Genomic DNA, 22,887 nt, shown 5'->3' with positions numbered 1-22,887 from the left:
CGTCAAGTTGCGATTCAGAATCGTTTCCGTAGTTCTTACTAGACTACGTCAGAATAGAATATAAATGAATAATTTCTCGTTCTTAATTCTTGCTTAAGCAATTGCGCAGTCACGTCAGTCAGTTAACTTCGATTTTAGCAGGGATAGCCACGGCTTCCGTAGCCATTTTTCATCGTAGGTAGATCAGTATTAACGTCCGCTCCTCGCTCCCAGCGGACCTTCAGCTTCGTTAACACGTCCGCTTCGTGCCAGGAGCGGACAGTCCAACCCATCCCTGAAGAGCTTAGATTATGTATGGTAATTCAGTCATCAAAATAACGTTGGTCACCATCACAAAATTCACATCCTCGGATATGGCTCAGTTCAGGAACGCCATCGCTCAGGTGACCGCAACAACCACATACATGAAGCTCGGTGTAATAGATGAAACACTGAGTGCAAAGATAGCCGTCTCCAAATTTACATACGCTTTCAGGAGTCATGCAATTGGTACATCCAGCAGGAAATACGGAGAGTAGCTGTTCATCCACACTGTGGAACAACTCCTCATCCAGCAGTTTATACCTATCCGAAGTGTAGTCGCAGTGTTCGCATTCAAAATCACCATCTCCCTCAGGTAGCAATTGAGGTATTTCGCAGTCTGGACAAACCAGGGTAATTTGCCTTACAGCACTGGTGCAAACCTTACACCGCGTAACTTCAAGCTTGCGGTTTTCATTACCGGTCGTTTCAGTCCCTGTTACCGTCGCATGCTGATGGCACTCATTGCAGTTACCGATTTGAATATTCTTTTCAGAGAGCTGCTCGAGTTCAGGCTTAACCTGTTTAAACCGCACCTCGGCATAAAATTCGTTTCCCCTAATCAGACGAGTTTCACCGAAAGCCAGCTTCCAATTATGTTTGACACCGAAGATAACTTTCCATTCATCCCTTAATAACCGGTTCAGGGCAAACCAGGCGTCAGCTTGTTCTTTGAGTATTTGACGTTGTTCAGCCTCGGTGAAAGTGGGGTGGTAGAAATGAACTACGCGGTTGCGGTGCTTTCTGACCTTATCAAAAGCACTGTCCGTTTCTCTGTCTAGGGGTCTTTCAAGTACGTCCTTAAGCCTTTCACGGGTTTCTTCGTAGGTCACCGACTGAAAATCACCGGCTAGGTAAGCCTGCTTTTTTATTGGCTTTTTCGGGCTGCAGACCAACGACCAGTGTTCGTGCGCCAGCGGAACTTTCAGTAAAATCTCGACCGCAGTCCAGAAACTGACGACGGAGAACTTCGGCTTCGAGGCCTCCAACTCTTCACGGGCTTTATCCAGAAAATCCAGACCATTGTTGATCAGCGCCTGCACATCCTGACTGAGTTCACGGGGGTCGGGAGTATCGGGTGCAGTATCGTCAACATCGAACATCATTATCTCCTTTAATCAGCTTCCACCACGCAGTTGCTACAGCGCGTTAGTTGTATCCAGTGTAAACTGGACTTGGTAGCTGGCAGCCACATCGAGCGCAAAAAACCGTAAATTAACTTCTGTAGACTCGTACTTTTCGTGACCCATGCGTACCCGCAGGATCTTCGGGTGCACGTGACCATAAAGCAGGTGCCTACTAAAGCTGTGGCGATTCAGATCTCTAAACTGATGGGGTCCCAAAAAGTATGCCATAGCAAGTGTAAGTATCCCTAAAATCTGCACTATTCTCTTTTTATAAATCCTCTGACATGTGAATTAGATTGCCCTAAAGTGAGCTTCCGCTCCTCGCTCATAAGGACAACCATACTCAAATCTCCCACATTGCAGGAGATTTGAGTATGAACACGTCACCGTGGAACAAAGACCGTATCATAGGCCAAAAAAGACCACTTCAGATATCTCATATCTGGGGTATCCGAATCCGACTTGAACTGGAAGGTAAAACGCGCGATTTAGCTCTGTTCAACATGGCCCTGGACAGTAAGCTTCGAGGCTGTGATCTGGTCAAACTCAAAGTATCTGATGTTGCATATGGTAGCTCTGTTTCAAGCAGAGCTACGGTTCTACAACAGAAAACCGGCAGCCCTGTCCAATTTGAGATAACCAAAGGGACAAGAGAAGCTGTTTCTGCATTGATAAAGCTTGGCAATTTACGCAGTAAAGATATTTGTTCCGATCTCGGGTCGGTACTAAGCAACACATATCAACCCGGCAATACAACCGAATTTTTCATGGGTGGGTAGCAAAACTTGGTCTCGAAGATTCGCTTTACAGTACACATTCCTTGAGAAGAACAAAACCTTACCTGATTTACAAGAAAACTAAGAATCTCAGGGTGATCCAACTTCTGTTAGGCCATAAGAAACTGGAAAGCACAGTCCGTTATCTGGGCATTGAAGTCGATGATGCGTTAGAGATCTCTGAATCGATTGAAGTCTAAGGTTGCCAGGGCTGCAACAGCAGTCCTGTGCCAAAAGCGGGCATTGCTAACATCAATATAAATTGTTCTATGGGGCGCATGTCATTTGCAGTATATAAAGAAGAAATTAAAAGACTGTCAAATAAAAAGCCCCTCTACAGGGGCTGAGTTTTTACTGTTTACCACGTTTAGTCATCTCATCTGCCAACTGTGAAGACCAATAATGTTGATTCTTCGCATCTAATATGAAGTGTAGCGCTCTCGCGCAATGTATCTGAGCAGACTTATAAGCATGGATATTACCAACTGAAGTAGGAACTAAGTGGGTTTCAGGTGTGTAGTATTGGTAGATGCTCGTTTGTGAAGGATGAACATATTCGCTAAGTATGTCATACGTCAGTTCAAAATCGCTTTCTCTCCCCTTAGTCTGTTTCATCTCATCTTCATAGAGATCGCGTAAAGCATTCATCACATGCTGACTGACAGCAAGTAGGTTTTCAAAACGATGCTTAGTCTCTTCAGTAAACATGTAGTCGTTAGGGTCAAATACTCCTTTCCGAATCTTTTCTTGCTCTGACTTTTTAAATCGGGAACTGTTCGTAAAGCCCAGGATGACATCGAGAGCTTTATCTACACTTTCGCGACCGCTTTGGTTCGTCAGGATCTTCTCCACTTTCTTGTTTAAGAGTCGTGAGAAAGCATGTGTTTCAATCATCCCCCGGCTAACGACACAAGCGGTTTGGTATCGTTCGTTTTCGAGGAGGAGAAGCGCATCATCAAAGATATCTATCTGCCTGTTCATTAGCAAATTTGCATAGTTAGCGAGATACAACCCCTGATCAGGATTATGCATCTTTCCGACAACTACGCCGTTAACCTTGTTCAGCGCAGCTCTGGCGGCTTTTGCCTCGTTTAGGCTCTGCTCTATAAGTTCTTTAAACATGCTGTGTTTCCTTACAGGATAATGTGTCTCAACAAGTAATCATTCCAGCTTTTGCCCGCTTCTTGATCTGTTCTTTTGATAGCAAGGTATTATGCTGAAGAGAGGGGCACCAATCACTAGGATCTTCTCCCAACGATAAGTATAAACCCACCGATGCTGTAATTATCCCGCTTAATTAAACAAACCACTTTTGGTATTCACTGTAGCCCAATGTGACCTGCCCCTTGTTATTGATACGCAACCACGTTAGCAAAACCCCCACCTGCTTGCTAAACCACTCGAACGTCCGTTTCTCGCTCAAAGCAGACCTGAAAGTTAATGGGTCTGCTGCCCGCGCCAGGACCCCTCTCTTTCTGTACGGATTGCTATCCATCAGGAAATAGCTGCTTCAGGAGCGGCTCAATGTCATTAGCAGATCCGGCAATCTAAAAAAACTGGAGAGAGGAGATGTGAATCAGTGCTTTACTTATCCTAAGCTGTAAATACCTGCGTTCCAGTAACCATTACCCTGTCGACGACACTCTTTCCAGCCCAACGATTTGAGTTCTTTTGTAATCAATCGATTCATAACGCCATGCCCCATAAGTAACACTGGACCGTTCGATTCTTTTGCACAGGCCACGAGAATTTTGGCAGCCTGCCTAGCACGTTGTTTTGCAACGTTTAGCGGCTCCGCATTAGGGGAAAATCCCAGTAGCCACATGACACGGAAAAAAGCAGCCCAAAGGGTGGGTGATAACTTCAACATGGGCATGTGAAATATCGGCAGGCCAGCTTCCTTAAATACCTCATCGATGAGTTCAGGCTCACGGCCTAATGCCTTCAAAGAAGAAAGCGCTCTGGGAAGATTACTGCTTATGATCCGATGTGCGCTGGACGCTAAAGATAGTGTGGACGCTGAGGGTATATCGGTACCCGTATCAGAGAGATCATATTCAGTGACCCAGTCTGCCATTTCACCGCTCCTTATCCTTGAAGAGCCGGTAAAAGCAGGTTTTCCATGACGCATTAAAATAATTTCCATACAAAGCATCTTGTTAGTGAGTCTTCCAGTGCAGGCAGACTACGCTATCAAGATTGAGAGTACTACCACCCGATTTAGAGTTGACGCAAGAGGTTAAGATATCTTATCAGGAGAGTAACAAGGCAAGCAGAACCGTTAGGCAAAATTTAGTGGGGAAGGGGGATGATGGTCGTTTCGATACAGCACCCTGTGTAATACTTTCAGGAAAGTAACCCGATCTCATAAAGGAAGAAAAATGTCAGTATTCTTGATAATTGCGGTTCCAATGCTGTGCATAGCAATGGTTATGTTCTATTTGGCTCGTAAAAAGCGGACCAATAGCTTTCTCATCCCTGGTTTCGTTCTTCTGTCTGCGGGGTTTGTTAATCTGATACTCGGCCTGACAATACGCTAAGGGACGGTTGTATTAGTCATTGATTGAGCATTTTTATATTGCAAACTGCTTTGATCTCTGTGACTCACACAGAAAGTTACCAATATCCTCATATCGCTCCTACCGGGCCTTTTCCCATGTGCATCTGCGCTGAGTGCCTGGTATAAACCAACAGCAGTACAGCCCATGCAAGTGTGCCCGTTAATCGCCTGATGGAGAGCGTGTGATACGGAAAAACGATCGGTAGCTTGCGGGCAGTGAAGCGCGTTGTGGGTTAAAAACGCCACCTCAGCGGCAACGTTGACTCAGGCGCTTTTCAGCGGGTAAAAGTAAAATACGCTTTTCAAATTGATGGTATATTCATCTTTTTCAGTGAAGAAAGAGCATAAAAATGAAAAAAATCAGTAATAAAGCACCTACGATCACTGATATCGCTCGTCTGGCGGGGGTCAGCAGCATTACTGTTTCCAGGACTTTTACCGATCCGGATAAAGTGAAAAGCAAAACGCGTGAGAAAATACTGCGTATCGCAAGTGAAGTTGATTACGTACCCAACATTTTTGCCCAGAACATAAAGACATCCCTGAGCCCCATTATTGGGATTGTCACCGATGACACGTTTAATCAAAGCTATTCCTATGTGATTCAGCAGCTTTGCCAGCAGGCGGAATCCAAAGGCTATTCGGTAATGATTTTTACCACCGGCGGTAACCGTGATTCAGAGATAAAGGCCATCAATACTTTAGTCGGCTACAAAGTGGCAGGCGTTGTTTTATCCGTCATCAGTGATACGCCTGACTACGATACCAGCCACCTGAAAATACTGCGAAACTCTGCCACAAAACTCATTCAGTTTGACCGCCAGTTTGATACGACACTTCCCGCCGTTTACGTCAACGATGAGCGGGCAGGGGAACTCATTGCCTCTGTGATTACCCAGAAACAGTACCAGCATGTTCTTGTCATTGGCGGTCATGAACAGTCGCGTATCACCCAGGCGAGAGTGTCCAGCATTTGCCAGAATCTTCCTGCTTCAACGCAGGTGACTCATCTGTATACCGATTATCGTTACGATAACGCGAAAGAGATGATTGCCGCGCATTTTGCGGTGGGGGAAAGACGTTATGACGCAATTGTGGGCGTCAATGGCGCAATTTCGCTGGCGGCGCACAGCGTGGCGACAAAATGGTCACTCAAACTGGATTTCCTCTCAATAGACGACATCCCGCATGCTGAAGCCTTTGGCTTTTATTACCCGTCCGTCGTTCACGATTACAAACAGTGGGCCACCATTGTGGCAGAGAACCTGGTCGCAGCCATTGAAGGTCGTCCCTGGCAGGCTCGTACTGTCATCAACGGATTCCTGAAGAACATTCGCTGATCGCTCTTCACGGCTCATTTTTTTGTACTCAGATGTTCACATAAACATTTTGTAGCGATGAGAATGTGTTATTTGTATTGTGGCGTAAATGGATAAAATTGATAACAAAATTATCTGTCTGATATTTAAGGGCTTTGATAGACTAAATGTAAAGGCGATCACAAAATCATGCGGCTGAATTATAAATGTTTACGAAAACATTATAAGGTTTATGCAACTTCATTCGTACAGGAACGTCGCTGTGAACCTTAAACCTGCGCATATCAAACAGCTGGTCAATTTTGGCCCTCACGATTACCGTTTAATCACTTCGCTATTGCCGGAACCGCAACACAATGAATTGCTGGTGAAAATAGGGGCGTGCGGCATCTGCGCGTCTGATTTTCATTGTTACCACGGTGCGCCCATGTTCTGGGGCAATGAAACATTCCCAGCGTATGTAAAAACCCCGGTGGTCAGCGGCCATGAGTTTTTCGGTACGGTGGTTGCTGCAGGTCCGAATGCGCTTGAGCACTTCGGCGTTGAAGAGGGCGACCGGGTTATCGCCGAGCAAATTGTTCCCTGCAACACGTGCCGCTTCTGTCGTAACGGACAGTACTGGATGTGCGAAAAACACGATATCTATGGTTTTCAGAAACAGGACGCTGACGGCGGCATGACTGAATACATGTTATTTAAGCCAACGAGTCGGGTGCATAAAATACCCTTCTCGCTTTCTCTGGAAGAGTGCGCGCTCATCGAACCTTTTTCCTGTTCCGTACACGCCGTAAACCGGGGAGATATCCAGTTTAATGATGTGGTTGTTCTCGCCGGGGCCGGAACACTTGGGCTGGGCATGGTACAAGCCATAAAGCTCAAGACCCCGAAAAAGCTGATCGTTATCGATACCATGCCTTATCGCCTGGCACTGGCGAAAAAACTCGGCGCGGATGTGGTGCTGAACCCGCTTGAAGACGACGTCATCGCGGAAGTGAAAGCCCTGACAGACGGCTATGGTTGTGATGTGTATATCGAAGCTTCAGGTAATCCTGCCGGGGTTACGCAGGGGCTACAGATGATTCGCAAACTGGGGCGCTTCGTTGAGTTCAGTGTGTTCAGTCGCGAAACAACCGTGGACTGGTCGATCATTGGCGATCGCAAAGAGCTGGATATTCGTGGCGCGCATCTAAGCCCCGGCTGCTACGAGACCGTGATTGACCTGTTCAGTCGCAAACTGCTCACCGCTGAAGGGATTGTGACGCATAAATTCCCGCTCGATCGCTGGGAGAACGCCTTCGAAACCTTCGGAACCCCAGAGGCGGTAAAAGTGCTGCTGATCCCGCACGCGGAGTAATCTGGACAGGGTTAACCCTTTGCTGCTGGCGGCCTTGCATGCCAGCACGATCCGACAACGTTACAGGATGACACAATGACGATTTATCCCGTGAAAGATAGTGCTTTGCTCCGTCAACCAGACCACTTTATCTCGCGTGATGCACTAAAGGCTTTAATTCATAAAGTCACCAAAAATCTGGTTGCGATTGAAGATACAACCGGTGAGTTTGCTCTTCATCTTGATGATGGACGAATCATCGATGCTAAAGGCTGGGCAGCAGGATGGGAATGGACGCATGGCATTGGGCTGTATGGAATTTTTCAGTATTACCAGCAAACTGGCGAGCCTGAGATGCAGGCCATTATTGACGACTGGTTCAGCGCGCGGTTAGCCGAAGGCACCCCGACTAAAAACGTTAACACTGTCTGCCCACTCTTAACGTTAGCTTACCGTTATGAAGAGACGCGCAATCCAGCCTGGCTGCAGCTGCTTGAACGATGGTCGGAATGGGTGATGTACGAAATGCCACGTACGGAAAAGGGGGGGATCCAGCACGTCGTCATTCATAAAGAAAATAATCAGCAGCTTTGGGACGATACCCTGATGATGACCGTCATGCCTCTGGCAAAAATTGGCAAGCTGTTGGGGCGTCAGGAGTATATCGAAGAGGCCAAGTTCCAGTTTTTGACCCATATCCAGTACCTGATGGACAGGGAAACCGGCCTCTGGTTTCATGGCTGGACCTTTGAGGGCAACCACAACTTTTCCCGTGCCCGCTGGGCGCGAGGGAATAGCTGGCTGACGGTGGCCATTCCGGATTTCATCGAGTTGCTGGAACTGCCCGAATACGACGCGACGCGTCGGTTTTTACTGGAGGTACTCAACAGCCAGGTGAGCGCGCTGGCGCAGCTTCAGGATGAAAGCGGTCTGTGGCATACGCTGCTGGATGACAGGGATTCCTATCTGGAAAGCTCTGCCACGGCTGGATTTGCCTATGGCATTCTTAAAGCCGTACGCAAACGCTACATCAGCAGTCACTATGGCATTGTTGGGCAAAAAGCCATACGCGGCGTAGTAAACTGTATCAGTGACGAAGGCGAACTCACGCAGTCCTCTTTTGGCACCGAGATGGGACCCAATCTGGACTACTACCGACAGATCCCGTTGACGCCCATGCCTTACGGGCAGGCGATGGCGATACTCTGTATGGCTGAATACTTACACGCCTATCTCTAAATCACGGCGAGAGAGAGCCGCCGTGCATATTCGCGTGTGAAAACGTGGCGGGTGAAGAAGATTTCAGGGCCGAACGATCTGATTGATCGTCAAGGATGACGGGCACCGGAAGCCTCTTTTCATTAACGATTCGGCGCAGAGTGGCCGCATCCATTGTAGATTGACCCCCGTGCCCGGACGTTATCATGAGTAAAGTCCGGGCCCCGGGGTCAGGCGCGTCATTCGTCATGCAGGAGACGCTGCTGGCGAAGATTAGCAGCACGGTGCAGCTTGAGGGTTATTCGTGCCCGTGATGCTCGCTGATGGCCTGCGCCGCGCAGATCAGGGCAAGGTGGCTCAGACCCTGAGGCATATTGCCCACCCACTCGCCGGTGCGGGTATCAAACATTTCGTTGAACGTTTCGACATTGCCGCGGTGGCACAGTGTCTCCAGTATCTCTTCCATTAGCTCTGCGGCAACCGCCGGATTACCCATCGAAGCCCAGGCCTCTGCCAGCCAGAACGAGCAGGCAATGAAGGTGCTCTCCTCCTGCTCAACGCCGCTATAGCGGTAGATCATCGCGCTGTTATGCCCCAGCTCGCGCTGGATAGCCTGATAGGTCAGCTTCATGCGTTTTGGGTTCACTTTTACGCCGTAACGCGAAACCAGGGCAAGCGAGGCATCCAGCTGGCCGCCGTCCCCGACGTAAAAGCAGTAGGACTGATGGGATTCCGACCAGCAGTGCTCTTCAACCCAGTCGCGGATCCGGTCCCGCTCGCGTTTCCAGCGCGCTTTCCAGGTGGGTTCGATATGGCTGGACTCCGCCAGCACCACGGCACAGTCCAGCGCCAGCCAGCAGGACATCTTGGAATGGGTGTAATGCTGCTCATCCGGCAGCTCCCAGATACCGGAGTCCTTCATGCGCCAGCGGTCGGCGCACTGATTGGCAAGATGCCCCAGAAAGCGCGAAGTCCCCGTATCCAGAATATTGCCCGCTTCGACAAACAGCTTTGCCACGCCAAGCATATCGGCATACATGCTTAACTGACGTTGGTTGCGGGCGTTATTGCCAATGCGTACCGGCTGTGAATGTTGGTAACCCTGGAGTTCCGCGTACTGCTCCTCCGGGACCAGTTCGCCTTCGAGGGTATAACAGGCCCGCATCTCCGGGCCGTGTTTAATAATGGTTTTCGACAGCCAGGAGAACGCCGCCTTACACTCTTCAAGGGTGCCCAGATAGGTAAACGCCTTGATGATCAGGCAGGCGTCTCTTACCCAGGCAAAGCGGTAGTCATAGTTTTTCTCGCCGCCGATCCCTTCCGGCAGGGACGTGGTGGCCGCAGCGGCCAGCGCACCCGTGGGAGAATACCAAAGGAACTTCAGCGCCAGCGCGGAACGGATAACGTGATCTTTATAGAGTCCATCGTACTTAAGCCCTTTCACCCAGTCCTGCCAGGCGGTGTGGCTGGTTTCGATGCGATTATCAATGGCCTGAATGTCTGGCACGGCAAGGGGTTCGTTCTGGGTGACGAGCAGCGCGACAACTTCCCGGCTTCCCTTCTTAAGGGTGATTTCCGCTTCGATCTCTTCGTCATCGGCATGGGTAATGACGACATTTTCGCTGGTGTGCAGCATCGCCATGAGATCGCCGATATGGTAAACACTGCCTTTGAAGGTATCCGATCGCCAGGGCGAACGCGTCTCGACCATCGTTCCGAACCGCAGATTGAGCCGGAATGGGACGGTGCCGCGAATGCCTTCCAGCCGTCGCGCCAGCTCACTCCAGGGCAGACGTCCCGCCAGGGTACTGTTAATCGATTCTGTTAATAACGCCGTGCCGTCATCCGTCTCATAACGGGTTTCCAGCACGTTGCTATCCGCGCGGTAAGCGCGCGTGACGGTATAGTCAACCGCAGGCGTCAGGCTGAAAAAACCGCCGATGGTTGGGTCAAGTAACCGATCGAAAAGGGGAGGCGAGTCGAGATTGGGCGCGCCCCACCAGTCAATCGAACCATCCGGGGCGATGAGCGCCACGGAGCGACCCTCACCAATCGCGGCATAATCCCCCAGTCCAATAAACCCTTCCTCGCGTAACGGCATCGTATATTTTGCATTTTTCAAATGAGTCATCCCTTTTGTCTGGCGCAGCAGGCCGTGTTGTCGTCACGTTGTGATGAAGTCTTTAAATCCTGGCATAATGTGATGGATATCGCGCTTTAAGGTGGGCATTTGATCATTCAGCCAGTTCAGGACGTCTTAATCACATCGTTCACGGGCTGTTATGGCTGAAGCGGGGGAGGGGGCGGGAAGTCGCCAGGACCGCGCAGATAACAGGGCTGGCCGTCGCCAGAAGCGCTCCTTCGCAACGCATGCCATGCCTGGCGGTTAAAAAGGACGCAGCATCCTGCGTCCACGGTAAAACCTGTTATTTATCGGCTGGCAACTTAATCTGCTCGGCAGACTTCAGATGCTGCTCAACGACCGGCGTATGTGCGTCGGCCAGGGCCTTCACGTCCGGGTCTTTAATATTTTTGGCGTCGCTCTCCAGTTTCGACAACACCTTCTTGTGGTCTTTTGTCCCGGCGTTTTCCATATACATTTTGTCAAATGCGTCGCCGCTCTCTTTTTCCAGCTTCTCGGCCATCGCCTTATGGCTTGCATCAGGCTCTGTCGGCAACGTGACGCCCTTATCTTTGGCGACCGTCTGCACTTTGGTCAGGGCAGCCCCGTGGTCATCGACCATCTTCTGCGCGAAGGCTTTGACGTCGCTGCTCTGGGCTTTGCTCAGCGCGATTTTAGCGGCGGCAACTTCATTGATATTGGCCTGCGCCATATCCTTCAATGCTTTTTCATCGCCGGCATTGAGCTTTGCCATCGAGCCGGTGGAGCTGGTCTGGGCTGTGGCGTCGCTCTGCGCGGCGCTTGTGGTCTGGGCATGTACACCGACAGTGCTGAACATTGCTGCGACTGCTGATGCAACCAGCAGCCCTTTCAAGGTTTCACGCTTTTGCATATTGCTCTCCTGATGGTCATGGCTAGGGTTTAAGTCAGGGAATAAATCGTGCGTCTTCTCCTGTGGAAACGACACCTACACTGGTCAGTATAGTGGGTGGGGGGGGCAGGGCAGCAGATTAAGCCATATTCCTGGTCGGAGGGGGGGCAGGAAATGATGAATGTCCGCACCCTGCAGGGTGCAGACAGTGTTATACAAGCAGGGCAGACCCTGTGCGTCGAATTACAGCACGTCTACCACGACAAATTCTTCTGCGATCAGCTCCATGTCCTCAGAAAAATGCCCTTCGCGCATAAAGAACCGCCGATGTTCTTTCTGCCAGTATTCAAGGCTTAAATCACCTTCGCCTTCTTTGCGGGCAAACGCCTCAGTAACATCACAAAAACGCACCAGCTGCATAGAAAGCAGCCTGATGACGCAGACAGGAACGTTCTGTCCATTAAGGATGATGTTATAGCTGCCAACCTTCGGGGCAGTCTCCTCCTGCTGATAAGAGGTAAAAGATCCGCAGGAGGCCGTTTTGATCCCTTTTTTAATCAGGTTCGCAAGCTCGTTGGCCAGTGCCGGACTGTCACCCACCTGCCAGGCATTTGCGCCAGGATACTTCGCTTTTAATTCATCAACCGCAGCCATGAGTTGCCCTTCTTAAGTGTCAATTCACAATCTGATACGGGTTGTAGCATGAACCGGACACTCACGGACAGTATTGCTTTCCCCAGGGTTGATGGTCCGATTTTCGCCCACTGGCTACGAATGCAGCACATATCAGAGAACTTAACGGAAATGGGAATTGTAAAGATTTCCATTTTCTTTGTAAGGTTGTTTGAATAACCCCGTTGCTGCGTCTACGCTTATTTTTCAGCACGAAATTACTTACAAGCTGGAGCATGCTCGATGGAATGCAGAGCATGATGGCGCGAACACGTTTAAAGAGGGGTTTATGGAGTGGAAAATCGTTGAAACGGTGGCAAGCCCGGAGACAGGCACGATTTTTGGAAAAGTAGAAACATCGTATGGGCTGAATTATATCCTCTGGTTCAAAGGAGATTACTACGTGCGCACCGGGGAAGTCGTAACGATGACGGAAAAGGGAATATTGATTGATAACCGTCGAAGAAGGGTATGGGTGGCTCACGCAATGCCTTATTCCTCAGTGCGTTGGCTCGGTTTCAGGATGAAAAATGAGTGCCCGGGTAACCGTCGCGAAACCCGTCAGCGTTGCGATCATACCTTGCCGTGTCAGTTTAAACTCTGTCCCTTTGGACTGAAAAACTACTCGCCTGAAAGTTATTACACAGTGGAAATTAACAATTCTGAAAGAAAGGCGCTGTAAGCCCTTTGGCGGCATGCTAATGGCTGCGATCGCACACTGAAAACCGGATAGTCTGGTAAAAACAGGTTCACTGGCACACAGTGAACACTTATTTTAGCCATGTGAAAGATCGACGGGCTCGGTGTCTACGATTTCACTGCCTCTGTCGTTCAACCTGTTCATCTCGATAAACGCCCCTTTACGCCTGTCTGGTCGTGGACGTTAACTTTTTCACGCGAGCGGAGTTCCTGCGGCTCATATTTGCTTAAAACCCATTTTTTTTTACAGTCCGTTATTCAACGCGCACAAGCTGCGAAATATCCCATTCACCCGGGGCCGTGGAGAGTGCCATGCTATCGTTTTCGCAAAGACAATAAACAGGCAGGGAGCAAGGGGCTCCCTGCCTGTGAAAATGTACCTGCGTGGTGCGTTTTAGTGTGCTCTGCTCGTTTTATTCAAACAAAACAGGACGCCAACCGCGGCCAGACAGAATACAGAAGTACCGTACAGCGCGGTGAATGTGCCAAAATACTGCGCGATTAACGCTCTTGCTCATTCGACATTTGCTAAAAGGTGCAATACAAATGAACGCTTTTTTCTCATCGGTAGCGGGTTGCCTTGTTCGTTGGCAGGCGTTGCCGGGAAAGGGCACGCCGCTGGTATTTGTTCATGGATTAGGGTGTGCTTCTTCTTACGAATATCCCCGGGTGGTGACAGATTCAGCTTTTGGCGGCAGAAACGCCATACTGATCGATTTGCCGGGATGCGGATACAGTCAAAAACCACAGGATTACAGTTATTCCATTTCCGACCAGGCAAAAGTGGTGGCGGAGTTGGTGGATCATCTCGACTTTTCTGCGTTCTTTTTGTACGGGCACAGTATGGGTGGCAGCATCAGCATTGAAGCGGCGGAAATTGTGCAAGAACGTCTTTCAGGGCTGGTTGTGTCCGAGCCTAACTTTCATCCCGGAGGCGGTTTCTTCAGCAAAAAGATTGTTAGCTTTCCTGAAGAGGCGTTTATTCACACTGCCTGGCAGCACATGGTAGAGGAAGAAACGAGTCCGTGGGCGGGTAGCCTCGCAGTTGACGCGCCCTGGGCATTGTGGCGTGGTGCTGCCAGCCTGATAAAAGGCAATAACTGGCTCGAACGTTTTGTTCACTTATCCGTTAAAAAGCAGCTTATCTTCGGGGAATTCTCTTTGCCAGACGAGGACTTTACGCATCTTTCTACATCGGAAATCTCCACATGTATCCTGCCGGGCTGTGGGCATTCAATGTCGTGGGAAAACCCTCACGCACTCGCGGGAGCCTTATCCGACTTTTGCCGATAAGGATTGAACTGGAAAAATGGTCAAACTTCCCCGGACACAAGCACACGCAGAAATGCCGCGGTTAATCCGATGAATCTCAATCGCTTTTGTTATTTACTCCTGGCCTTTGCGACGGTCGGAAGTGTTTTCACCCCGTATCCTGTGTTGATGTGGTTTCTGCTCGTCAACGTGCTGACGCTGCTGATTTACGGTCTCGACAAAATAGCGGCGCGCAAGGCCTGGTATCGGATACCAGAAGCCACGTTGCTGATCTTTGGTACGATTGGCGGATGGCCGGGCGCGCTGACAGGGCAGCAACTCTTTCGCCATAAAACGCAGAAGCAGCCGTTTAAAACGTATTTCATTGCCAGTGTGATGGTGAATATCGGCGTTATGGTGGCGCTCTACTTCGTCAGTCCCGTTTTAGGGGGCTGAGCACGCTCGCTGATGAAAAGAACGTGTGAAACGAAGCCTGATAATAATTGGGCGTCACCCTTGGCCCTCACGCCTGACGATATTCGTAGTATATTGAGTGTAATCTTTTCTATCAGGTGTACTTGAATGTCTTACTCCATCGGTGAATTTGCCCGGCTATGCGGAATAACCGCCACCACGCTCAGGGCCTGGCAGCGTCGATACGGGCTTCTGAAGCCACAGCGAACGGATGGTGGACATCGCCTTTACAACGACGATGATATTCAGCAGGCGCTGAAAATCCTCGACTGGGTTAAAAAAGGGGTTCCCATTAGCCAGGTCAAACCCCTGCTGGCTCGCCCTGGCGTGCGTCTGACGGATAACTGGCTGACCCTGCAAGAAAAAATGTTGCAACGGCTGAACGAGGGCAAAATTGAAGCTCTGCGTCAGCTGATTTACGACGCGGGTCGCGAATACCCGCGCCCGGAACTGGTCACTAAGGTGTTACGGCCGCTGCGCAGCAAAGTCTCCGCCAACGTGCCGGCCATGCTCACCCTGCGTGAAATTCTCGACGGCATTATCATCTCCTACACCTCGTTTTGCCTTGAAGGGGACAGGCGTGCGCCAGGGGATAACTACCTGATTACCGGCTGGCATCTTACCGATCCCTGCGAAATCTGGCTTGAAGCGCTCTGTCGCACGGGGCAGGGGCACCGTATTGATGTGCTTCCCGCGTCGCCAGTCGCGCTGGCGCCTGAAATCTTCCCTGACCGTAAATGGCTGCTGGTCACCAGCGGCAAGGTCAGCGCCGCCCGTAAAAAACAACTTGCTCTCTGGCAGCAGCAGGTCACTTCTCTGGATATCATTCCACTGTAGCATCGCCTTTCCTCATCACACCCTTTCAGTTGCGCCACCATAACGGTGGTGCACACTTCTTTTTGCCTCAAAAACCACTTTCCCGTAGCTAAACTAACCAATTGAATTTGAACGGCTTATAAAAATATTTCATTCTAAACTTGGACAAATAATATTAATTGTGTAAGTTTTAATTATACCGCTTCACCACGTTGTTCAGATTCAGGGTAGGATTTATGAGCGCAATGCAATCCGTTATCGACAGATTTGTTGATTACTATACCGGTCTGGATAACCAGCCCCCCTCGGCGCTTGCCGCGCTCTACGACGTGAATGCCACGCTGCGCGATCCCTTTGGCGAGCATCAGGGGTTATTCGCCATTCAGCGCTATTTCACTCATCTGCTGACCAACGTCGAGAGCTGCCGCTTTACTATCGATCCGCCGCTGTATGACGACCGGCGATTTGTGGTGACCTGGACCATGCACTGGTCGCATCCGCGTATTGCGGCAGGTGAAATCCTGACTCTTCCCGGCTGTTCCTCGGCAGAGATTGCGGGCGACACCATCATTCGCCAGCGCGATTACTACGATGCTGGTGAGATGATCTATGAACATCTTCCGCTGTTGGGCTGGGCGGTGCGCGGTGTGAAAAGGCGGGTGCGCTCATGATGACTGTCCTCATCACCGGCGCGAGTTCCGGCATTGGCGCTGGCCTGGCAAAAGCCTGGGCTGACGACGGCTGCAAGGTAATTGCCTGCGGTCGGGATCCGCAACGTCTGGAAACCCTGCGTCAGTACAGCCCCCACATTTCAGTGCGCGCGTTCGATATGACAGACAGGGACGCCTGTCGCCTGGCGCTACAGGACTGCCACCCAGAGCTGGTGATTCTCTGCGCGGGCACCTGTGAATATCTCGATCGCGGTGTGATAGACGCTGAGCTGGTCGAGCGGGTCATGGCGACCAACGTCCTTGGCCCCGTTAATTGTCTGGCGGCGCTTCAGGCACAGCTGATGTCCGGTAGTCGGGTGGTACTGGTGAGCTCGATGGCGCACTGGCTGCACTTCCCACGGGCGGAAGCCTACGGCGCGTCGAAAGCCGCATTAACCTGGTTTGCCAATACCCTGCGACTGGACTGGGAGCCGAAAGGCATTGCCGTCACCGTGGTTTCACCTGGGTTTGTTGATACCCCGCTTACGCGTAAAAACGATTTCCCGATGCCGGGGCAGGTCAGTGTGGATCACGCCGTCAGGGCGATTCGTCAGGGGCTGGCAAAGGGAAAAAATCATATCGCTTTCCCGACAGGCTTTAGCGTGCTGCTGCGTTTGCTGGCCGGCATGCCTGAATTTATTCAACGCGTATTGCTGCGCAGAATGGTGCGCCCATGAAAATTGCGATTATTGGCAGCGGCATTGCCGGATTAACCTGTGCCTGGCGCCTCGCCGGACACCATCAGGTCACCCTTTTTGAGGCGGAGCCGACCCTCGGGGGACATACCGCCACGGTGGATGTCGCCACGCCGCAGGGGAATTATGCCATTGATACCGGGTTCATCGTCTACAACGACCGCACCTACCCACGTTTTATCGGCCTGCTGAGCGAGCTGGGGATCCACGGGCAAAAAACGCAGATGAGTTTCTCGGTGCATAATCCGCAAAGTGGCCTGGAGTACAATGGTCACACGCTCACCACGCTGTTCGCCCAGCGTCGCAACCTGCTGAATCCCGCGTTCTGGGGGCTGCTGCGGGAGATCGTCCGTTTCAACCGGCTGGCTAAAGCGTCACTCAACAACGTCGATCACCTTGCGACGCTGCAGACCTTTCTTGAGCAGCACAACTTCAGCGCCTTTTTTGCCCGTCATTACATTTTACCGATGGGAGCCGCGATCTGGTCATCGTCATTGCAGGAGATGCGCCGTTTTCCTCTTCCGCTGTTTTTAAGCTTCTTTGAGCATCATGGACTGCTGGATATAACGCATCGCCCGCAATGGTACGTGGTACCCGGCGGTTCGCGGCAGTACATCCGCGCCATGCTTGAGCAGCTAAGCGATCGTCTGACGGTACATCTGAATGCCCCGGTTAAGCAGGTCTCACGTGATGCCAGCGGGGTCCGTATTCACCTCGACGCAGCGGAACATGCGTTTGACCAGGTGATCTTCGCCTGTCATTCGGCGCAGGCCCTGGCAATGCTGGACGCGCCAACGTCTGCCGAGCGTGAGGTGCTGGGCGGCATTGGCTGGCAGCGCAATGAGGTGGTCTTACACAGCGATCGTCGCTGGTTGCCGACGCGCGAACGCGCCTGGGCGAGCTGGAACTATCGCCTCAGCGGGCAGGAGCAAGCCAGCGCCTGTGTCACCTACAACATGAATATTCTGCAGGGTTTACCGGCAGGCAGCCCGTTATTCTGCGTCACCCTGAATCCGGATGCAGCAATCGATGAGCAACACGTCTGGAAACGGTTTGTGTATGAGCACCCGCGTTTCAACCCTGAAAGCTGGCAAGCGCAGGCGCGACGCGAGGAGATTAACGGCCTGCACCGCAGCTGGTTCTGCGGGGCGTACTGGTACAACGGTTTTCACGAGGATGGCGTGCGTAGCGCGCTGGATGTGGTGAAAGGGATTGCTGGCGGAGAGGCGCGCTAAGATGAACAGCTGCCTCTATTATGGCGTGTTACGCCATCGTCGCCTCCAGCCGAAAACGCACCAGTTTCGTTATAACGTCTTTATGGCCTGGCTGGATCTGGACGAACTGCCTCTTCTGGCGGGCGTTGGAATACGACGAAATCGCTTCGCGGCTGCCGCTTTCCACGATGCGGATTATCCGCTCGGGATGCCGCTGAAAGAGAACGCACTGAAAAAGCTGGAAAGCCTGACCGGAGAACGCCCCGAAGGCCGCGTAATGCTCCTGACGCAGTTAAGGTACTTTGGTTTCCACTTCAATCCGGTCAATTTTTACTACTGCTATGACCGCGCCAATACCCTGCGCTGGGTACTGACCGAAGTGCGAAACACGCCGTGGAATGAACGCCATTACTATGCGGTTGACGCCCGGACCCAGCATCCGCTGGAAAAAGCCTTCCACGTTTCGCCGTTTAATCCGATGGACATGGTCTATCACTGGCGCTTTAACGCGCCCGATAAAACGCTCCGGATGCACATAGAAAATCATCAGGCGGCCAAAGTCTTTGATGCGACCTTAACGCTCAAGTACGAGCCGTTGACGCGGGCAACCCTGCGCTCGCGGCTGATGCGCATCCCTTTTATGACGCTTAAAACCCTTTTCGCGATTTACTGGCAGGCGCTGCGGTTGTGGCTCAAGCGCGTGCCCCTCTATCCCCATCCCGTTAGCAGGAGTGAACGATCATGACCCATCCCGCCTTTGCGCTTGAACCCGATTTTCCGCGCAACGCCCGTGTCGCGCGATGGTTACTTTTCCGCCTGCTGAGCGGCATTCGTGAAGGCTCGCTCACGGTGCGCGAAGGGGGCCAGACCTATCATTTTGGCGATGATGCCGCGACGTTGCGCGCCGACGTCCATATCCTATCGCCGAAGGTGTACTGGCGAATGCTGACAGGTGGCAGCCTTGCCGTGGCTGAGACCTGGATAGACGGAGAGTGGGAAACGCAGCACTTGACGCCTCTTCTGCAAATTTTTGCCCTTAACAGCACGATTCTCGGCAGGCTGGAAAGCGGTTTTCGCCTGCTGGGTAAACCCGTTGAGCGCTTGCGTCACTGGACCCGACGCAACCATCGCCAGCAGGCGCGGGAAAACATCGCCGCGCATTACGATTTGGGAAATGATTTTTACGCCCACTTTCTGGACGAAGAGTTGCTCTATTCCAGCGCACTCTTTACCAGCGAAGAGCAGGCGTTGACGCTGGCTCAGCAGGCGAAAATGGCGCGGCTGTGCGAACAACTGGCGTTAACCTCCAGCGATCATCTGCTGGAAATCGGCACGGGCTGGGGGGCGATGGCGGAATATGCCGCGTGCCATTACGGCTGCCGCGTGACCACGACGACGCTCTCGCAGGAACAGTTTCAGTGGACGACCGCGCGCATCGCGCGCGCGGGCTTGCAGGACAGGGTGGAGGTCTTGCTCTGCGATTATCGCGACCTGACCGGCGAGTACGACAAACTGGTGTCGGTCGAAATGATCGAGGCGGTGGGGCAACGCTATCTGCCTGCCTTCTTCCGGACATGTCAGGCGCGCCTGCGGCCGGGGGGCAAAATGGTGATCCAGGCCATCACCATTCAGGATCAACGTTATCGCGACTACAGCAAAAGCGTCGATTTTATTCAGCGCTATATCTTTCCGGGCGGCTTTTTACCCAGCATCACCGCGATGAGCGAGTTGATGACCCGTCACACGGATTTCGTGGTACGCAATCTGTTTGATATGGGGCCGGACTATGCCCGCACGCTGGCGCACTGGCGGCAGCGTTTCATCCACGCCTGGCAGGATATTGAGAAGCTGGGCTTTGATGAGCGCTTTCGTCGGATGTGGTTGTACTACTTCGGCTATTGCGAAGCCGGGTTCAATGCCCGGACCATCAGCGTTGTACAGCTGACGGCAGAACGTGCATGAAACGCCATCTGCAGGTCTTTCTGCTGGCCGTGGGGTTCGATATTTACTGGACGCTGGTGGTGCTGTTTCGTGAACGCGGCCTGGTGATATGGCTCGCCCTGGCCATTCTGGCCTGCATTCTGCTGCCGTCCACGCAGCGCCTGTACGCGCTACTGCTGGCCGCCGCAGGCAGTGGTCTGGATGCCCTCTGGGCCCTGACGGGGCTGCTTGATTTTAAGGGTGATGCGCTTTTGCCACTGTGGATGGTGTCGCTGTGGCTGATGTTCGCTGCCGTCTGGACGCGGCTAACCTTTACGACCACGTTGCCTGGGTGGTTGCTGACCCTGTTGGCCACCTTTGGCGGACCGGTGGCGTATCTGTTGGGTGAGCGTCTTGGGGCTATTACCTTTCTCGAACCGACGTTTATTGTCGTCAGTTTAATGGCGGCGGGCTGGCTGGTGCTGATGCTGTTTTACCACATCCTCTGCGGGAGGCGACAATGAAGCACACTTTACTGTTGCTGTTGTGGTTAAGCATTTTGTCCCCTGTTGCCAGCGCGGCTGACTGGTTAGCCTGGCGTAAAGTGGGCGACGCCACGCTGACCTGGGGGCCGTTCACCGTTTATACCTCCCAGCTGCGTACGCCTGACGGACGTTACGCCGGGCCACAGCAGGATCAGGTGCTAATTATCACCTATAAACGCCAAATCGAGCGGCAGGATCTGGTCGATGCCACCCGTGACCAGTGGCAGGCGCTGGGCATTATGACGCAAGAGGCGCGGAGTCAGGCCTGGCTTCGTATGCTGGAAGACATCTGGCCGGACGTGGTGCCCGGCACGCAGCTGGCCTTTGTCTTTCGCGAGAACCAGGGGCAGTTCTGGTATCGCGCATCGGCAATGCAAAAAACCTTTACGCCGCTTGGGCCACGCCAGTCGGCGGATTTCAGCAAAAACTTTCTCGCCATCTGGCTCGATCCCCGCACGCAATATCCTGCGCTGCGCCAGCAGTTAACTGGAGGTGAAAAATGAAACCTTTACTGACGTTGCTTTTGACCCTGGCCCTGGGCCTTCCTTTTATCGTTCAGCTCACGGGCTGTAGCACCGAGGTCGCCGATTATCGTCAGCAGACCCCAAAGCTGGACATCTTTCACTATTTTCAGGGCGAGACGGAAGCATGGGGGATGGTCCAGGATCGCAGCGGTAAGCAGATCCGTCGCTTTCACGTCATCATTAATGGCGATGTACTGGGCGATACGTTGACCCTGAACGAGCGGTTTGTCTATGACGATGGCGAAAAGCAGCAGCGTGTATGGCATATCCGTCGTATCGGTACCGATCGTTATGAAGGCACCGCAGGGGATATTGAAGGCGTCGCAACGGGGATGGCGGCGGGCAACGCCTTTAACTGGCACTACAGCATGAATGTAAAAGCCAACGACAAAACCTGGCTTTTACATTTTGACGACTGGATGTACCTGCAGGATGGCCAGCATCTGTTTAATAAAACCGAGATGAAGAAATTCGGCATTACCGTCGCCACGGTCACGCTCTTTTTCTCCCGTAAGGCGCCCTAACGCTACGTTAGCCTATTCGATCTTGTCCGGTCGCTCCTCCATGGGGAGCGCACTGGCGCTGGCGGGATCGAAAAGGGAGAGACTCTCGATTTGATCCAGCATGATCACCTTTCTGAAGGCCATGGCGCTCTTCGGCTCTGAGTCGAGCGTGATGTCATGGTCGGCATACCACTTGCTGTAATTATGCTCAATGCAGAGATTCATGGTTTCCCCGTCGCGGTAGCCGCTCAGCATCGGTATAAGCACGATGTTGGCCGTCTTTTCGTATTCCAGGGTCGCGGTATGAATCATCCCAATATAGATTCGTCTCGACTTCAGCGTCACCAGCGCCAGCTCGCCTTCTTCCATACACTGATACAACAGCTGTTCGATACCATTCGCGCGCGCCAGACGCTTATAGAGCTTTTTCCTGCCCTCGCCGTCAAGCCTGGCGCTGCCAGCCCAGTTCGAACGATACAGACAAAATAAAATCGCGAAGGCCAGCATCACCACCACCGGCGCCTGGATGCCGAGAAAGCTCCAGTTCATAAAATCTATCTGCCAGTTGGCAGACGGCTGCGGTAACACGTGCAAACTATTGACGATGAAGGAGAAGCCCAGAAGCAACAACCAAACCAGCCCGGTCGCGATGACGCCCTGCAACACAAAAATACAGCCATACAGCGCGACAAGAAAGTAGACATCCCAGCCAAAGGAACGCTTGATTTTAAAGCGGGTAGAGAGGTCGCGGCTGGTATACCAGTACCCACAGACCATCAGCACCATAAATATTGCCGTGCCCATATTAAGCCCTCTTTAGCGCGTTAACATGACGGTGGAAATCCTCTTGCACCTCTCTGCTTTTGATATTGACGGAGACATTGCCGTCCTGATCAATAAGAATACGGTCGCCATCCTCCAGCGCTTCGATAATTTCCTGGTGGCTCATGACCTGCAGCAACGACTCCGGGCTTGAGAAAATCGACATCATCAAACGGCTCACGGCAAATATCCTCACAATTTAAAAGAGAAAAGCCTGGCAGAGGAATGCACGGTTTGCCTTAAGTTAAAACCGAAAGTCCTGCATGAAGGATGCCAGGAGCATGGCGCGCATCATTAAAAACCGTGCTTCGCTGCGCGGGTTTAACGCGATGAGATGGCGCCAACGCTTGCCATTCCCTCGCAGGGCGGTAAATTATTGTCCACACTTAAGCCAAAGGCATAGGCGGCGCAGGCAT

23 protein-coding genes and 1 pseudogene are annotated in these 22,887 nt (G+C 52.0%); 16 read left to right on the top strand and 8 right to left on the bottom strand.

Going from position 1 to position 22,887, the window contains the following annotated elements:
- Positions 1-302 precede the first annotated feature (302 nt).
- A complete protein-coding gene (locus LZP96_RS04355; RefSeq protein ID WP_258925701.1) occupies positions 303-1,403 on the bottom strand; it encodes a hsdR in 1,101 nt (366 codons plus the stop codon).
- 398 nt (positions 1,404-1,801) lie between these two features.
- Between LZP96_RS04355 and LZP96_RS04350 the strand changes: the two are divergent.
- Positions 1,802-2,403: pseudogene (locus LZP96_RS04350) on the top strand (site-specific integrase).
- Between the two features lie 151 nt (positions 2,404-2,554).
- On the opposite strand, the gene LZP96_RS04345 reads toward LZP96_RS04350, so the two are convergent.
- Positions 2,555-3,325, bottom strand: a complete 771-nt coding sequence (locus tag LZP96_RS04345; RefSeq protein WP_064325203.1) for a DUF5677 domain-containing protein — start codon at positions 3,323-3,325, stop codon at positions 2,555-2,557.
- A 466-nt stretch (positions 3,326-3,791) separates the two neighbouring features.
- Positions 3,792-4,349: a histidine phosphatase family protein gene (locus LZP96_RS04340; RefSeq protein ID WP_232462957.1), complete on the bottom strand. Its 558-nt coding sequence runs from the start codon at positions 4,347-4,349 to the stop codon at positions 3,792-3,794.
- A 764-nt stretch (positions 4,350-5,113) separates the two neighbouring features.
- Between LZP96_RS04340 and LZP96_RS04335 the strand changes: the two genes are divergently transcribed.
- From LZP96_RS04335 to bglB, 3 genes are all read left to right on the top strand, one after another.
- Positions 5,114-6,103, top strand: a complete 990-nt coding sequence (locus tag LZP96_RS04335) for a LacI family DNA-binding transcriptional regulator (protein ID WP_064325206.1) — start codon at positions 5,114-5,116, stop codon at positions 6,101-6,103.
- Positions 6,104-6,344: 241 nt separating this feature from the next.
- Complete coding sequence (locus LZP96_RS04330) at positions 6,345-7,436, top strand: alcohol dehydrogenase catalytic domain-containing protein (RefSeq protein ID WP_198324753.1); 1,092 nt, start codon at positions 6,345-6,347, stop codon at positions 7,434-7,436.
- Between the two features lie 75 nt (positions 7,437-7,511).
- Positions 7,512-8,654: a beta-galactosidase BglB gene (gene bglB / locus LZP96_RS04325; RefSeq protein ID WP_064325208.1), complete on the top strand. Its 1,143-nt coding sequence runs from the start codon at positions 7,512-7,514 to the stop codon at positions 8,652-8,654.
- A 277-nt stretch (positions 8,655-8,931) separates the two neighbouring features.
- Here bglB and LZP96_RS04320 read toward each other — a convergent pair whose 3' ends face one another.
- The 3 genes from LZP96_RS04320 to LZP96_RS04310 all read right to left on the bottom strand — a co-directional run bounded on the left by LZP96_RS04320 (position 8,932) and on the right by LZP96_RS04310 (position 12,280).
- Positions 8,932-10,764 carry a glycoside hydrolase family 15 protein gene (locus tag LZP96_RS04320; RefSeq protein ID WP_232462958.1) on the bottom strand — a complete coding sequence of 611 codons (1,833 nt, stop codon included), beginning with the start codon at positions 10,762-10,764 and terminating at the stop codon, positions 8,932-8,934.
- 295 nt (positions 10,765-11,059) lie between these two features.
- A complete protein-coding gene (locus LZP96_RS04315; RefSeq protein ID WP_064325209.1) occupies positions 11,060-11,647 on the bottom strand; it encodes a DUF4142 domain-containing protein in 588 nt (195 codons plus the stop codon).
- 222 nt (positions 11,648-11,869) lie between these two features.
- The gene (locus LZP96_RS04310) at positions 11,870-12,280 is read right to left on the bottom strand and encodes an ASCH domain-containing protein (RefSeq protein WP_064325210.1); all 411 of its coding nucleotides are present in this window, start codon (positions 12,278-12,280) and stop codon (positions 11,870-11,872) included.
- A 190-nt stretch (positions 12,281-12,470) separates the two neighbouring features.
- Between LZP96_RS04310 and LZP96_RS04305 the strand changes: the two genes are divergently transcribed.
- From LZP96_RS04305 to LZP96_RS04250, 12 genes are all read left to right on the top strand, one after another.
- Positions 12,471-12,980 carry a hypothetical protein gene (locus tag LZP96_RS04305; protein WP_198324754.1) on the top strand — a complete coding sequence of 170 codons (510 nt, stop codon included), beginning with the start codon at positions 12,471-12,473 and terminating at the stop codon, positions 12,978-12,980.
- Between the two features lie 563 nt (positions 12,981-13,543).
- Complete coding sequence (locus LZP96_RS04300; RefSeq protein WP_064325211.1) at positions 13,544-14,290, top strand: alpha/beta fold hydrolase; 747 nt, start codon at positions 13,544-13,546, stop codon at positions 14,288-14,290.
- 69 nt (positions 14,291-14,359) lie between these two features.
- Positions 14,360-14,704: a DUF1294 domain-containing protein gene (locus LZP96_RS04295; RefSeq protein ID WP_064325212.1), complete on the top strand. Its 345-nt coding sequence runs from the start codon at positions 14,360-14,362 to the stop codon at positions 14,702-14,704.
- 126 nt (positions 14,705-14,830) lie between these two features.
- The gene (locus LZP96_RS04290; protein ID WP_064325213.1) at positions 14,831-15,559 is read left to right on the top strand and encodes a MerR family transcriptional regulator; all 729 of its coding nucleotides are present in this window, start codon (positions 14,831-14,833) and stop codon (positions 15,557-15,559) included.
- A gap of 215 nt (positions 15,560-15,774) precedes the next feature.
- Positions 15,775-16,209, top strand: coding sequence for a nuclear transport factor 2 family protein (locus LZP96_RS04285; RefSeq protein ID WP_064325214.1), 435 nt, complete (start codon positions 15,775-15,777; stop codon positions 16,207-16,209).
- A complete protein-coding gene (locus LZP96_RS04280) occupies positions 16,206-16,925 on the top strand; it encodes an SDR family NAD(P)-dependent oxidoreductase (protein WP_064325215.1) in 720 nt (239 codons plus the stop codon). Before LZP96_RS04285 ends, LZP96_RS04280 begins: the two co-directional genes overlap by 4 nt.
- A complete protein-coding gene (locus tag LZP96_RS04275; RefSeq protein ID WP_064325216.1) occupies positions 16,922-18,178 on the top strand; it encodes an NAD(P)/FAD-dependent oxidoreductase in 1,257 nt (418 codons plus the stop codon). Before LZP96_RS04280 ends, LZP96_RS04275 begins: the two co-directional genes overlap by 4 nt.
- A gap of 1 nt (position 18,179) precedes the next feature.
- Positions 18,180-18,902 carry a DUF1365 domain-containing protein gene (locus tag LZP96_RS04270; RefSeq protein ID WP_064325217.1) on the top strand — a complete coding sequence of 241 codons (723 nt, stop codon included), beginning with the start codon at positions 18,180-18,182 and terminating at the stop codon, positions 18,900-18,902.
- Positions 18,899-20,119 carry an SAM-dependent methyltransferase gene (locus LZP96_RS04265; protein ID WP_064325218.1) on the top strand — a complete coding sequence of 407 codons (1,221 nt, stop codon included), beginning with the start codon at positions 18,899-18,901 and terminating at the stop codon, positions 20,117-20,119. Before LZP96_RS04270 ends, LZP96_RS04265 begins: the two co-directional genes overlap by 4 nt.
- Entirely contained in the window at positions 20,116-20,601 is a 486-nt protein-coding gene (locus tag LZP96_RS04260; protein WP_064325219.1) for a DUF2878 domain-containing protein, read from the top strand. The genes LZP96_RS04265 and LZP96_RS04260 overlap by 4 nt, the downstream gene beginning before the upstream one ends.
- The gene (locus LZP96_RS04255) at positions 20,598-21,125 is read left to right on the top strand and encodes a chalcone isomerase family protein (RefSeq protein WP_258925700.1); all 528 of its coding nucleotides are present in this window, start codon (positions 20,598-20,600) and stop codon (positions 21,123-21,125) included. The genes LZP96_RS04260 and LZP96_RS04255 overlap by 4 nt, the downstream gene beginning before the upstream one ends.
- Positions 21,122-21,670: a DUF3833 domain-containing protein gene (locus LZP96_RS04250; protein ID WP_064325221.1), complete on the top strand. Its 549-nt coding sequence runs from the start codon at positions 21,122-21,124 to the stop codon at positions 21,668-21,670. The genes LZP96_RS04255 and LZP96_RS04250 overlap by 4 nt, the downstream gene beginning before the upstream one ends.
- Positions 21,671-21,682: 12 nt before the next feature.
- Here LZP96_RS04250 and LZP96_RS04245 read toward each other — a convergent pair whose 3' ends face one another.
- Positions 21,683-22,453, bottom strand: a complete 771-nt coding sequence (locus tag LZP96_RS04245; protein WP_064325222.1) for a hypothetical protein — start codon at positions 22,451-22,453, stop codon at positions 21,683-21,685.
- Between the two features lies 1 nt (position 22,454).
- Positions 22,455-22,640 (bottom strand): hypothetical protein, encoded by a 186-nt coding sequence (locus LZP96_RS04240; protein ID WP_374230084.1) that lies wholly within the window; start codon positions 22,638-22,640, stop codon positions 22,455-22,457.
- Positions 22,641-22,887: the final 247 nt, after the last annotated feature.

The sequence above is a fragment of the Huaxiibacter chinensis genome, from assembly GCF_022171985.1.
GTDB classification, from domain to species: domain Bacteria; phylum Pseudomonadota; class Gammaproteobacteria; order Enterobacterales; family Enterobacteriaceae; genus Enterobacter; species Enterobacter chinensis_A.
Note: the sequence above shows the minus strand (reverse complement) of the source record. Positions and strands in the feature narration are given on the sequence as shown.

Bases quoted from the DNA above. Each gene is read 5' to 3' on its own strand.
- LZP96_RS04290 (WP_064325213.1), top strand. From the start codon at position 14,831: ATGTCTTACTCCATCGGTGAATTTGCCCGGCTATGCGGAATAACCGCC.
- LZP96_RS04250 (WP_064325221.1), top strand. From the start codon at position 21,122: ATGAAACCTTTACTGACGTTGCTTTTGACCCTGGCCCTGGGCCTTCCT.
- LZP96_RS04300 (WP_064325211.1), top strand. From the start codon at position 13,544: ATGAACGCTTTTTTCTCATCGGTAGCGGGTTGCCTTGTTCGTTGGCAG.
- LZP96_RS04310 (WP_064325210.1), bottom strand. From the start codon at position 12,280: ATGGCTGCGGTTGATGAATTAAAAGCGAAGTATCCTGGCGCAAATGCC.
- LZP96_RS04295 (WP_064325212.1), top strand. From the start codon at position 14,360: ATGAATCTCAATCGCTTTTGTTATTTACTCCTGGCCTTTGCGACGGTC.
- LZP96_RS04315 (WP_064325209.1), bottom strand. From the start codon at position 11,647: ATGCAAAAGCGTGAAACCTTGAAAGGGCTGCTGGTTGCATCAGCAGTC.
- LZP96_RS04255 (WP_258925700.1), top strand. From the start codon at position 20,598: ATGAAGCACACTTTACTGTTGCTGTTGTGGTTAAGCATTTTGTCCCCT.
- LZP96_RS04275 (WP_064325216.1), top strand. From the start codon at position 16,922: ATGAAAATTGCGATTATTGGCAGCGGCATTGCCGGATTAACCTGTGCC.
- LZP96_RS04320 (WP_232462958.1), bottom strand. From the start codon at position 10,764: ATGACTCATTTGAAAAATGCAAAATATACGATGCCGTTACGCGAGGAA.
- LZP96_RS04335 (WP_064325206.1), top strand. From the start codon at position 5,114: ATGAAAAAAATCAGTAATAAAGCACCTACGATCACTGATATCGCTCGT.
- LZP96_RS04355 (WP_258925701.1), bottom strand. From the start codon at position 1,403: ATGTTCGATGTTGACGATACTGCACCCGATACTCCCGACCCCCGTGAA.
- LZP96_RS04245 (WP_064325222.1), bottom strand. From the start codon at position 22,453: ATGGGCACGGCAATATTTATGGTGCTGATGGTCTGTGGGTACTGGTAT.
- LZP96_RS04260 (WP_064325219.1), top strand. From the start codon at position 20,116: ATGAAACGCCATCTGCAGGTCTTTCTGCTGGCCGTGGGGTTCGATATT.
- bglB (WP_064325208.1), top strand. From the start codon at position 7,512: ATGACGATTTATCCCGTGAAAGATAGTGCTTTGCTCCGTCAACCAGAC.
- LZP96_RS04280 (WP_064325215.1), top strand. From the start codon at position 16,206: ATGATGACTGTCCTCATCACCGGCGCGAGTTCCGGCATTGGCGCTGGC.
- LZP96_RS04340 (WP_232462957.1), bottom strand. From the start codon at position 4,349: ATGGAAATTATTTTAATGCGTCATGGAAAACCTGCTTTTACCGGCTCT.
- LZP96_RS04240 (WP_374230084.1), bottom strand. From the start codon at position 22,640: ATGATGTCGATTTTCTCAAGCCCGGAGTCGTTGCTGCAGGTCATGAGC.
- LZP96_RS04270 (WP_064325217.1), top strand. From the start codon at position 18,180: ATGAACAGCTGCCTCTATTATGGCGTGTTACGCCATCGTCGCCTCCAG.
- LZP96_RS04285 (WP_064325214.1), top strand. From the start codon at position 15,775: ATGAGCGCAATGCAATCCGTTATCGACAGATTTGTTGATTACTATACC.
- LZP96_RS04345 (WP_064325203.1), bottom strand. From the start codon at position 3,325: ATGTTTAAAGAACTTATAGAGCAGAGCCTAAACGAGGCAAAAGCCGCC.
- LZP96_RS04265 (WP_064325218.1), top strand. From the start codon at position 18,899: ATGACCCATCCCGCCTTTGCGCTTGAACCCGATTTTCCGCGCAACGCC.